General features: G+C 52.2%; 11 protein-coding genes. 6 read left to right on the top strand and 5 right to left on the bottom strand.

The genetic code is table 11. The features are described from left to right. Together ACU8YC_RS24300 and ACU8YC_RS24295 are read left to right on the top strand one after the other, a co-directional pair. A partial coding sequence (locus ACU8YC_RS24300) for a transposase (RefSeq protein ID WP_446895880.1) occupies window positions 1-300 on the top strand: 300 nt, incomplete at its 5' end. A 626-nt stretch (window positions 301-926) separates the two neighbouring features. Further along, window positions 927-1481: a hypothetical protein gene (locus ACU8YC_RS24295; protein WP_446895879.1), complete on the top strand. Its 555-nt coding sequence runs from the start codon at window positions 927-929 to the stop codon at window positions 1479-1481. A gap of 770 nt (window positions 1482-2251) precedes the next feature. On the opposite strand, the gene ACU8YC_RS24290 is transcribed toward ACU8YC_RS24295, so the two are convergent. From ACU8YC_RS24290 to ACU8YC_RS24270, 5 genes are all read right to left on the bottom strand, one after another. Then, window positions 2252-2665, bottom strand: coding sequence for a putative zinc ribbon protein (locus ACU8YC_RS24290; RefSeq protein ID WP_446895878.1), 414 nt, complete (start codon window positions 2663-2665; stop codon window positions 2252-2254). Next, window positions 2653-3075 carry a putative zinc ribbon protein gene (locus tag ACU8YC_RS24285; protein WP_446895877.1) on the bottom strand — a complete coding sequence of 141 codons (423 nt, stop codon included), beginning with the start codon at window positions 3073-3075 and terminating at the stop codon, window positions 2653-2655. Before ACU8YC_RS24285 ends, ACU8YC_RS24290 begins: the two co-directional genes overlap by 13 nt. Window positions 3076-3278: 203 nt before the next feature. Beyond that, entirely contained in the window at window positions 3279-3932 is a 654-nt protein-coding gene (locus tag ACU8YC_RS24280; RefSeq protein ID WP_446895876.1) for an inovirus Gp2 family protein, read from the bottom strand. Window positions 3933-4375: 443 nt separating this feature from the next. Next, window positions 4376-4963, bottom strand: coding sequence for a hypothetical protein (locus ACU8YC_RS24275; protein WP_446895875.1), 588 nt, complete (start codon window positions 4961-4963; stop codon window positions 4376-4378). Window positions 4964-5060: 97 nt separating this feature from the next. Then, window positions 5061-5267: a helix-turn-helix transcriptional regulator gene (locus ACU8YC_RS24270; RefSeq protein WP_446895874.1), complete on the bottom strand. Its 207-nt coding sequence runs from the start codon at window positions 5265-5267 to the stop codon at window positions 5061-5063. A gap of 514 nt (window positions 5268-5781) precedes the next feature. On the opposite strand from ACU8YC_RS24270, the gene ACU8YC_RS24265 reads away from it, so the two are divergent. The 4 genes from ACU8YC_RS24265 to ACU8YC_RS24250 form a co-directional block, all read left to right on the top strand. Next, window positions 5782-6651, top strand: coding sequence for a hypothetical protein (locus ACU8YC_RS24265; RefSeq protein ID WP_446895873.1), 870 nt, complete (start codon window positions 5782-5784; stop codon window positions 6649-6651). A 105-nt stretch (window positions 6652-6756) separates the two neighbouring features. Continuing rightward, window positions 6757-7632 (top strand): GTPase family protein, encoded by an 876-nt coding sequence (locus ACU8YC_RS24260; protein ID WP_446895872.1) that lies wholly within the window; start codon window positions 6757-6759, stop codon window positions 7630-7632. A 274-nt stretch (window positions 7633-7906) separates the two neighbouring features. Further along, entirely contained in the window at window positions 7907-8593 is a 687-nt protein-coding gene (locus ACU8YC_RS24255) for a helix-turn-helix transcriptional regulator (RefSeq protein WP_446895871.1), read from the top strand. A 71-nt stretch (window positions 8594-8664) separates the two neighbouring features. Beyond that, the coding region (locus tag ACU8YC_RS24250; protein ID WP_446895870.1) for an AIDA repeat-containing protein at window positions 8665-9344 on the top strand (680 nt) is incomplete at its 3' end.

Raw genomic sequence — 9344 nt, 5'->3', positions numbered from 1 at the left:
CAACAGACTCCGCAGTCGCTACAAAAATTACAGCACCAACCTGGGTTGATTTACGGTGGAGAGGCAGGACGACGGGCTGCAACGGCAGCAGATTTGCGGACCAGCGCGGATCCCCTGCTTCGGCGCCTGGCGACCGGGATGAAAGCCGGTGCAGCTGCTGTATGTGAAGCAATTACCAGCCGATGGAGTAACGGTGTTGTCGAAGGGCATGTAAATCGCCTGAAAATGCTGAAGCGGCAGATGTACGGTCGGGCCGGGTACGAATTGCTGAGGCGGCGGGTGATAAGTCCTCTGACCTGAAAGGTTCCACCCAAGTTGCGGAAGACCCACTTTCGCACCGTTGGTAACACAAAGGTATGCGGTCGTCGGGGCAGGTGTGCCGGACCTTCACAACCAGTCCACAGAAAGGTAATATTCTTAATTATTACACAGAAGACTTCGCTTCTGTTTTGTAATACTCAATCCATTTATTCGGCCACGTTCAGTTTCTAAAGCACTTTTCAGGCCAGACACCTACCCTGACAGAAAGACGGTTGTTTCGGTTGTGAAGCTGTTCGTGGGTCAGACATCATGAATCTGTCTGACCAACAATCGTTTGCAGAAATCGACACGGTTTACGTCATCTGAAAGATCGCCCAATAACATCTGTTGGCCCGACAACTGACATTAGCTGAATACCCCGGTATTAGCGTTGATAATGTACATGGTTTCGGGCTGATAGCACTTATGCTGCAGTCTTTACACAGACCTGGTGAATTACGTGGTTTCAACGGGCGATACAGTGATGTGCTTCACAATAAAACGCTCAACCCACAAACTAATAACAAATAACAACAATCAATCATTGTAATTGTTAACAATGTTAATCATTATCTTTGTTCGTATTCAGAACATGCTGTTCCGGTGACACTGCGGAGATAATGAATATGATGGCAATAATCACACAAGATCAGTTTCTCTATCATGGCTTAAGAACTCTTTTCTCTGACGGCAGGGTAACAAGGTTCCGCAGCATCAGTGAGTTCTCAGCAATCAACAGTAAAGCCAGTACGGTCATTATCGACCTGATGTGTGGTGATGGCCTCAGTCTGAAACAGGCAAAAAAAATTGGCAAAATTGACGCTGAAAAAATCTTTCTGCTCTCGGCTTTCAGGGCAAGCAGAATGACGACTATCTCTCCGGTTTATTTTATCTGTCGCAGCATCCCCCCGACCTCCGTGCGCCAGCTCATCATCTCACCGCAAAATGACCTTACCATCCGGGAGCCCGTCTTCTCTGTGACACAGCTTGAAGTGGCAAGACAGTGGTACATTTTCCAGGATGATATAAAAACAGCGGCACATCTGGGCATGAGTCCTGCCACTTTCCGTATCCACAAATACCAGTTAATGTTAAAACTCAGATTAAAAAAGATGTGTCATATAGTAAAAACGGATTTTCACCATTACGTGACTGATACAGACTCAGCGGCACAGAAATAATATCTGAACATCCCCGGGCGACAGCGCGTACGGCATGCTTCATCGGAGCCCGGACGATGCAGAGCCTCGTTTGTCCACGGTCAGACAACTGACATCTCACGTTCAGCGCAATCCTCCCCTGAGCAGGCTGGCGGACAATGATTATGATGGTCCTTTAACAGTCCGGGGGGCACCGGTTCACCAGGGTGCCGGGAAAGCAGCCACTGCCGGAGAGCACGCAGAATGTTTTCCGGACCGCTGATACGTTCCGGCCTCACCGCGCTTGATTTTGGCACTGTCACACCAGCTGGCCTTCTTTTGCCGGGGGCCGGAACCTGACCTGGCTTAACCAACAAAATTCTCAGCCCCTTACAGAAAGGATGCACCCGGTCTTTGAGTGGAACCGACTCACTGCGGATCCGTCCTGCACTATCAGGCCTGATGTAATACAGAACATCGCGCGCCTGGCTGTGGGTAATAAAGAAGCCCCGGCAGACCAACTGCGTGTGTTAGCACCTGTCGCTGACGCAGTCCCGAGGCAACAATGAGAATATACAACGGACATCCATCGCAGGATAGCTGGCGGTGAATGACGGCGTGCCTGCTGACGCTGCCGCGAATATTCGCCGGTGCGCTTACAGATTTCAGTATAAAAACGCAGAATCAATGACCGGTGATCGGCCATGTTCTCGCTGTACGGCAGTACCAGCGTAAAACTGAATGCTGACAGTCGTGGGTAATGGTCAACGGCCTGTTGCAAAAAAGTGCGTGTATTCACCGCATTTGCATCGTTACCCGATACTGCAGCAATACCCCTGCTGCCAGTTCGCTTCCTCGATGCTGTAAATGCCGGTCATGCACCGGGCGCAATACTTCCCCCCCTGGTAATGATTGCCACACCACACGCAGTACCAGACAAGAGGCACCACCGGCGTATCCAGCCCATTGACGAGGCGGCGCAGTTTCCTGCCCCGGGCTTCGGCTTTGACCTCCGGATCCAGATGGGCACAGTTCATCAGCACATGTTTGGCCACTGTCTGCCGGTCGTGTTCAAACCAGGGGGGCTCACCCGCCCCCGTCAGCAGGGACAACAGACAGCCACAGGACGCACAGGTCCATACGCCGCCCGGCGCTCTCGCGGCATCATTCGCCGTCACAAAGCGGCCCGAGGTATCATTTGCGAGACAGCATTTCAGTATGCGCATACCGTCACCTCCGGTGCGCGGCCAGCCCCGTCAGTACGTTCCTCGCTGTATTCGCCGGTACGACAGGTCAGGCAGTAACGTTCACCGTGGTAATCGTTATCACAGCCATCACAGTGCCAGTCGGTCTGGTAAACCAGCAGGCGGGCATCCGGTACATAAGACTGCAGTTGCCGGATAATGCGGGTTTCTTTCAGTTCAGGATTAACGTACGGGCAGTGTTGTCGACCGTTCTCCGTCAGCCCGTCGTGCCGGTGTTCAAACCACGGTCGTTCCGTCTGGTATTCCGGGTGGTACTGCAGGGCGCTGCCGCAGAGGTGGCAGGTGTAGCGGTCGTAAGGGGCGGTCTGTGCCGTGCGGGCACCGGTCAGACGACCGTTACCGTCGAGAGCGAGGAAAGATTTGGCGTACATCGTAGAGCTCCTTACCGCCAGACGACACGCAGGCGTCAGCCGTCCCGGTACGGGCAGCGTGGTCAGGGTGTGAATGGCGGGTGCGTTAAGAATGGATCCGGGGGAGGTAAATCTGCGTTAACAGTCGTTACTGTTCAGTGGTTGTCACATTAAGGACTACTGACGTAAATAAAGTGTCGTCAGCAGCGTCGGACACCCGGACGTCAGTACTGGCTGCAGCCGAATGAGCGCTCGGTCCTGCTGTAGCGCTTGGTACGATGCTTTGTCATGTAGCTCAGACGGAAAGTCAGAGCATCCAGTTTATCCCTGAAATCCGGCTTATTGAGCGCCAGGAATGCCAGAGGGTTATCCGGGAAGTGGACCAGCGTCAGGTATTCAGGCCAGTCCCGCTTCCTCATGGCACTCAGCCAGGCGTTCTGGATCAGGGAAGCCAGACCTTTCCCCTGTTCATCGTAACTTCCCAGAGCATTGAACGTGTCGGTGTTGACGAAGAGAGCCAGGTGATAATGCTTCTTCCCGTCCGGTTCGGGTTGTTCCCGCACCCAGACGTAGCGAACTGAAGTGCGATGACAGCGTTTACCTTCCCGGGCTTTCTGGTGTCGGTAAGCGACTATCTGCGCTTTCAGTGAATCAATAAAACGGGACATCAACCCCTGACTCAAATCAGCATCACTGATAATGCTGTCACCCACATCCCCGTCTTCTGGTAAATGCAAATCCACTCTGATAACCGTGGTCTGCGAATGTTCCTGCAGAGCATTACAGAGTACCTGGGCAATACGTGACAGATAAGCCCTGTTGAAAGGATGGTGCTTCGGATCAAACACCACTGGATGGGTCTCATTGAATAAAAACATAATGGTTTTCTCCACCTGTCGCGAAACAGCAGGCACAGCGCTGTTGTCCCGTGAAACAGGTTTATATTGTGGTTTAGCCGGGAGATTCAGGGGGGATGCTGATGGTCATACAGAACACCGTGTTCTGTGTTGATTAACCCGTGGTCCTGTGGTCGCAGACCCTCTCTCATAGCGGAGGTGCGGTTAATCACGGGTATCGTATGAATATTGCCGGGTTATCAGGTAGTTGATTGACATATGCACGTACTGATTAACGGGTATATGTACACTTGATCAACGGACATATATTACCTGTCCGACACTGTCTCCACACAAAGGGCCCTTTCAGGAAAAGGCCTAACACTCTGTTTTAACAGCAATAATCACTCCGAAGTTAGCGATGCCATAACCAGGAATTGACCCTGCAGACACAATGTCTTCCATCAGCTTCCCGGGCGTTTAATTCAGAAGTCCGCTGTCGTGCGCCACGCAAAGCAGACATACTCATCCATCAGACGGGTCAGCGCAGGGTTTTCTGCCTGCCGGTCATTGATCCAGACATCCATCTCCTGACTGTTTTTGAACCTGAGGTTGTCGGTCCAGTCATCAAGGCAATTCCCCAGCATCAAATCGTACCAGCACAACCAGACCAGCTTCAGACGCAGCTCACTACCGCTAAACTGGCGGAACAAACTGATGAGCTTATTTGCCAGAGGACGCTGTTTTAAACGCACGCACTCAGACAGCAAAATCCCCTCCAGCATGGGATGGTGAGCCAGCAGATGTTCCTGGGTAAATAAACTGACGCTCAGGTCATCATTAACAGTCAGCGATGCTGCTGCTCTGCCATAAATAATCCGGTGCAGACACTGGGGAACAACAGCAATAACCTCTTCCTCTCCGGGAAATTTAAGGCTGCCAACCGTCAGGGTATGATGGTGGTAGATATTCTGGTGGCACATACCCGATCTGACCGTCAGCTTCGTAAAATCAGTCAACCAGACCTGATAATATTTATAGAGTTCTTCGTAACGCGGTTTATAGTCTTTCATGGTTTATATTCCTTAAGGTTTAAATCGCAGACAGCAGAAAACCTCCGAACGAGCCGGATAGTTATTTTCTTGCCGGGGGGGGCAGGTCAGAGTGGTGTTATTTACGGGACTGGTTAATACGTTCCTGAAGCCAGTTTTCCACTTCGCTTTTTAACCAGCGGGAACTGCGTCCAAGTTTGACTGGTTTGGGGAAGGCCCCGTCTTTAATCAGTTTATAAAACCACTTATCCGTCAGCCCCGTCAGGGACGTGATAAATACCATGTCAACAAACTGGTCTTCGGTAAGAGAAAGGTGAGTCGTCATAAGGTCAGTCTCCGGTTGTGAAAGGTATGCCGGCGTGGTGAATTTTGATAACGACCACTGCTCCGACATACCAACCGGGTGATACGTAAAAAAAGCGAGGTATATTGACCACTATTTATATCCCTGCATCAATACTGATCTGCAACACCCCACAATCTGTAGCAACAATACTACCGCGTCTGTACGCCAGCTTTCACTAAAGACAGGCTTTCTCCTGAGACCTGACGGCATACTTCTCGGTGGATAAGGAAGGCGGATAACAGATAAATGAGCTGGCATTCTGTCTTGCCAGCCTCTCAGAGGCAGACTGCGCTGAAGTCATGACATGGCGCTGTCAGTACGACATCCAGGTAAGGTAAAATAGCTGCGAACAACCCGGTATTCTGCATACATCTCTCTTTACTCCTCTTTTTAGAGCTAAAATAATATACACAAAATTATCTGGAAACCATTGCATAACCATGATAAAAACCCACAAAACAACATAAAATCACTAAGTGATAAAGAGGGTTCAATGGCGAAGATAGTGGGTGATAACAGGAGCCGGATGGAGTATCTCCGTCAGTCTCTTCAGCAAAATTTTAATATAAATCTTACATTTAATGAGACTGACAGGGATTATCCGGCTTACCAACAGCGCATTAAGAACGCGCTTATATCAAAGGAGGGGGATGCACAGAAAATTAATAATTTTCTGGCCTGGATAGACAAGAGTTATGTGGAGATGTATCCCTCTCAAAGTGAACTTGAATGGTGCGGACGCGACCCAAAAGCAAGCTTATGGCTGGTATGTGAACTGTATGACTCAGACGATAAAAAACTGGGATATGATATAGGATATTTGTCCCCGGAGTCATTGTTGCCAGAACACAAAGTCAGAATAGTCGCGATAAGGCGCTGTATCGATGACTGGCCATTTTACTGTCAGTCTCAGGCCTCGTATATTCAAAAAAAAGGCATAGAGTGGGCTGAATTAATGGAAAAGCATAACCTGTTTAAGGATATTGACGAGAAAAAACCTGATGCCTGGCTATGGCTTAAAAAACACCTTCAGGAAAACGTTTCAATCCCTCTGAACAGAACTTGTGGTCATTCTCATGAAGAAATTATCGCGTGGTGTTATGCGAGTTATTTTATCTGGAGAAAAAAACAGGTTAATAACGATTCAGTTGATTTATTTGATACCAGACTAAAAAAAGCCTGGGCCACAAAGAAAAACAGACTAAAGAATAAAGCTGAGAAGAAGCTAAAACCACTTAATGTCAATATTACTCAGGAGTCGCATGACAAACTGAGATATATAGCCACAAGCGAAGGAATATCAAACAATAAAGTTATAATGAGTGCAATCGAACTGCTGTACAACAAAAAAACAGAGAGATAACGTTTAATTAAAAAAATCTCAGACAGATATTATCACCGTGAATCCCCACCCCGCCTCCTTCACCGGAGTGCGGGGTTTTCTTATTTTTCACGCTGAGAAACCTGTATGACTGAACCTGACGGCCTTCAGGCCCTGGAACGCCCGCTGGCATCGCTTCCTGAGACGCTTCGCCGGCTTATTCTCGAACGCATTCAGACCCTGACCCACTACGAGCCGGTGATTGGCATCATGGGCAAAAGCGGGGCCGGTAAAAGCAGCCTCTGTAACGCCCTCTTTCACGGGGAGGTCTCCCCCGTCAGTGATGTGAACGCCTGCACCCGGGAGGCACTGCACTTCCGGCTGCGCAGCGGACGTCACAGCCTGCGGCTCATTGATTTACCCGGCGTGGGCGAAAGCGGACAGCGGGACCGGGAGTACCGCGCCCTGTACCGGCGCATACTGCCACTGACGGACCTGGTGCTGTGGGTTATCAAGGCCGACGACCGGGCGCTGGCGGTGGACGAGCAGTTCTGGCATGACGTGATGCAGCCTTATCAGCAGCAGGTGCTGTTTGTGATTAACCAGGCCGACAAAATCGAACCCTGCCCCGGACAGGGCAACCCAGCCGGTATTCCCTCGCCACAGCAGCAGGCCAGCCTGGAGGAAAAACAGGCGGCCATTACAGCAATGTTCAGGCCCCGGCATCCGGTGTGCGTGGTGTCCGCCCGCACCGGCTGGGGCACGGAGGCGATGGTGGCCACCCTGATGCGCTGCCTGCCTGACCGGGCACTCAGCCCGCTGGCAACGCAGCTGCACGAGCGGCTCTGCACGGAGACGGTCAGGACACAGGCCCGGGACGGCTTCGGGGAGGCGGTGGGGACAGTGTTTGACACCGCCGAATCCACTGTATTTCTGCCCGCGCCGCTGAAGGCGGTGATACGTACCGTGCGCGACACTGTGGTGTCGGTCGCCCGTGCCGTCTGGGACTGGATATTCTTCTGAATCGCGGTGGGGGGCTTTATTTGGGTTATCTTCCCGATTACCAGCAGTGCGTCACACTGTACACATTAAAAAGTAAACCAGTTGTGAATAATTGACACACCCTGTCATTTTCGCCGGCTTTTGTATCGGATGTTCCCTTCCATTCCGGCAATATTGCCGGAAAATCATTGCTTCCCGTCTCCGGAAAAAATGCTTTCCCTTTTGACATACCCTGTCACGCCCCTCCTTTAGAATCACATTCCTTTCAGTTACTTAACTCACAGGGAGGTCGTTAATGCCTCAGGCACAATGCCGTCATGACAGGCTGGCGATAAGACTGTCTCTGATTATCAGCCGCCTGGTGGCAGGTGAAACACTGAATATGCACAAACTGGCTGCAGAATTTGGCGTATCCATCCGCACACTCTACAGGGACTTCCATGAACGACTGATGTACCTGGATATTGAATGCAGCAATGGGTGTTACCGCCTGAGAGCAGGCGGAAATAGTTCTCTGGCGACACTCGACGTTCTGACGTTTGCCCACAGAACCGGTGTGGCAGGTTTGTTTCCGGGTCTCGACCGGCGACTCATCAGTCTGCTGCTGAACTGCAATGATGACCCCTGCCTGGCAGGGGATACTGTCAGTCATCTCAGCCCGTCTGCGTCACTATCCTTCTACCGGCTGGTCAAAGCCATTACAGACTGCCACCGCGTCACGCTGATTGCTGACGGGAGGCGCTGCGAACGACTGGCTCCCTACAGGCTGATTGCCCGGAAAGGCACCTGGTTTCTGTTCGCTGAGCTTAAGGAATGCCCTGCCGTTTTCAGCCTGAATGAAATCCATGTCGTACATCCCACAACAGAGGTATTCCGGCGTAACGAACGGCTTTACCGGATGGCAGAGAGACCGGATTTTATCCGCGCTCTGCCCCATTTCAGCTGTATTCAGCAGTCACTGACGGCATTTCCATCAAATTAGCGTTTTACAGGGCCGTCTCTCCTTCCCGGGGAGACGGCCTTTTTTTACTGACACACAACAAGGTGAATACCATGAAGCAAAATCGTAACACCGGCGACCGGCCGGACCGGAATGAAATGGCAGGGGCATTTGCAGGGGAGCCACCACAGGTGACTGTCCAGGGCAGACACCGGCGCAGAGTGCTGGCGCTGGCAATCACCGGCCTGCTTTCCGCTCAGGCTCAGGCCGTCGACACCATCATCGCGGCAGGCGATACCGTGGACGGGGCCGTGATTACACAGCACGACAGCCAGACGGTATACGGCAGTGCCCTGAACACCACGGTCAGCACCGGACTGGAGTACGGCAGTGACGATGAGGACAACAACCGCGGCGGGCAGTTTATCGGGGCCGGCGGCTCGGCGCAGCGGACCACCGTCAACAGCAGTGGCCTGCAGGCGGTACTGGCCGGGGGGAGTGCGACGGACACCAAGGTGAATGCCGGCGGCGGTCAGGGCGTGCACGGCGAGGCCACCGGAACCGTACTGAACGGCGGCGAGCAGTACGTCCATGCCGGCGGGAAGGCAACGGGGACCGTCATTAATGAGGGCGGGTATCAGACCGTCAAAGCGGGGGCGCAGGCCGCCGGCACTGTCGTGAATACCGGGGCTCAGGGCGGACCGGATGCGGATAACCGTGACGGCATGTTTGTGTCGGGCACCGCCACTGACACCCTCATCACCCGCAACGGGCGTCAGACGGTGTATGAGAC

It is taken from the genome of Citrobacter sp. VF227 (assembly GCF_052950715.1).
Note: the sequence above shows the minus strand (reverse complement) of the source record. Positions and strands in the feature narration are given on the sequence as shown.